Source organism: Dietzia sp. CW19 (genome assembly GCF_014145265.1).
Classification (GTDB): domain Bacteria; phylum Actinomycetota; class Actinomycetes; order Mycobacteriales; family Mycobacteriaceae; genus Dietzia; species Dietzia natronolimnaea.
Window position 1 is genome coordinate 1 of sequence record NZ_JAALEE010000460.1, and the last position, 1,585, is coordinate 1,585.

Annotated in this window: 3 protein-coding genes; all 3 read left to right on the forward strand. The window is 73.2% G+C overall.

Features of this window, described 5'->3' with window-relative positions; all coding sequences use genetic code 11:
• The coding region (locus G6021_RS13230) for a hypothetical protein (protein WP_182641489.1) at positions 1 to 188 on the forward strand (188 nt) is incomplete at its 5' end.
• 33 nt (positions 189 to 221) lie between these two features.
• The gene (folE, locus tag G6021_RS13235) at positions 222 to 845 is read left to right on the forward strand and encodes a GTP cyclohydrolase I FolE (RefSeq protein WP_179524473.1); all 624 of its coding nucleotides are present in this window, start codon (positions 222 to 224) and stop codon (positions 843 to 845) included.
• A 59-nt stretch (positions 846 to 904) separates the two neighbouring features.
• The coding region (folP, locus tag G6021_RS13240; protein ID WP_182641490.1) for a dihydropteroate synthase at positions 905 to 1,585 on the forward strand (681 nt) is incomplete at its 3' end.

The following is a 1,585-nucleotide window of genomic DNA, read 5'->3' on the forward strand; positions in this document are numbered from 1 at the left end:
CTGCCGCCCCCGCCGACCCCGAGACCACGGTCGAGGAGCCCGGCAGCCCGGGGGACCGGGACGCCACGCCGTCCGATCGGTCGACCCGGGCGTGGTCGGCGGTCGACGGTGACGGGCGTCGGAGCGGGTCGCGGCGACGCGAGGACAAGGAACCCGGGTGGCGTGCCCCGTGGGAACGTGACGACTGACCTCCCGGTCGGTGTCGTGCGAGAAGAGGACTGATGACAACCCCTGACCACATCCCCGCGGCCGACGCCCGGTCGAGGTCCACCGACCGCGTGTTCGACGCCGAACGCGCCGAGGCCGCGGTCCGGGAACTCCTGATCGCCGTGGGTGAGGACCCGGAGCGCGAGGGACTCCTGGACACCCCTGCCCGCGTCGCCCGCGCCTACCGGGAGGTGTTCGCGGGGCTGTACACCGACCCCGCGGACGTGTTGTCCAAGACCTTCGACGAGGATCACCGCGAACTGGTGCTGGTGCGCGACATCCCCATCTACTCGACCTGCGAGCACCACCTGGTGCCGTTCCACGGGGTGGCCCACATCGGATACATCCCGGGGCGATCCGGTGCCGTGACCGGGCTGAGCAAGCTCGCGCGACTCGTGGACCTCTACGCCAAGCGCCCTCAGGTCCAGGAACGCCTGACCGGCCAGGTCGCCGACGCCCTGGTGGACAGGCTCCAGCCCACCGGCGTCCTCGTGGTGATCGAGTGCGAACACCTGTGCATGAGCATGCGGGGGATCCGCAAAGCCGGTTCCGTGACCACCACCTCCGCGGTCCGGGGCAGCATGCGGTCCAACGCCTCCACCAGGGCGGAGGCCCTCGGCCTCCTCCGGGGTACGTGAGCCACCCGGCCGCCCCGCCGCGCCCGTCCGTACTGCCGCGCCCGGGCCGCTGCGCGGTGATGGGCATCGTCAACGTCACGGAGGACTCCTTCTCCGACGGTGGGCGGCACCTCGCCCCCGAGGCGGCCCTCGCCCATGCGCGTCGCCTGGTCTCCGAGGGCGCCGACCTCCTCGACGTCGGCGGGGAGTCCACGAGGCCGGGTGCGATCCGGGTCGATCGGACCGACGAGGCGGCCCGGGTGATCCCGCTGGTCCGCGCACTCGTGGAGGAGGAGGTCACGGTCTCGGTCGACACCATGCGCGCCTCCGTCGCGGCGGAGGCCCTGGACTCGGGAGCGGCGCTGATCAACGACGTCTCCGGAGGCCTCGCCGACCCCGGCATGCTGGAGGTCGTCGCCGACCACGGCTGCCCCGTGGTGCTCATGCACTGGGTGTCTCCCGACCAGTACCGGGCGGGCGCCGGCGGGCGTGCCGACTACGGCGGGGACGTGGTGACCTCCGTCCGTGACCACCTCGCCCGCCGCGCCGACGCGGCGGTGTCCGCAGGCGTCGACGCGGGCTCGATCGTGGTGGACCCCGGGTTGGGCTTCGCCAAGGACGCCGCCGACAACTGGGCGCTGCTCCACCGACTCGACGTCCTCATCGACCTGGGCTTCCCGGTGTTGGTGGCCGCCTCCCGCAAGCGCTTCCTCGGGTCGCTCCTCGCCGACACCGCCGGTGTGCCCCGGGCGGTGGCCGAC

Excerpts from the sequence above, each read along its gene's own strand:
- folE (WP_179524473.1), top strand. The coding sequence starts at position 222 with ATGACAACCCCTGACCACATCCCCGCGGCCGACGCCCGGTCGAGGTCC.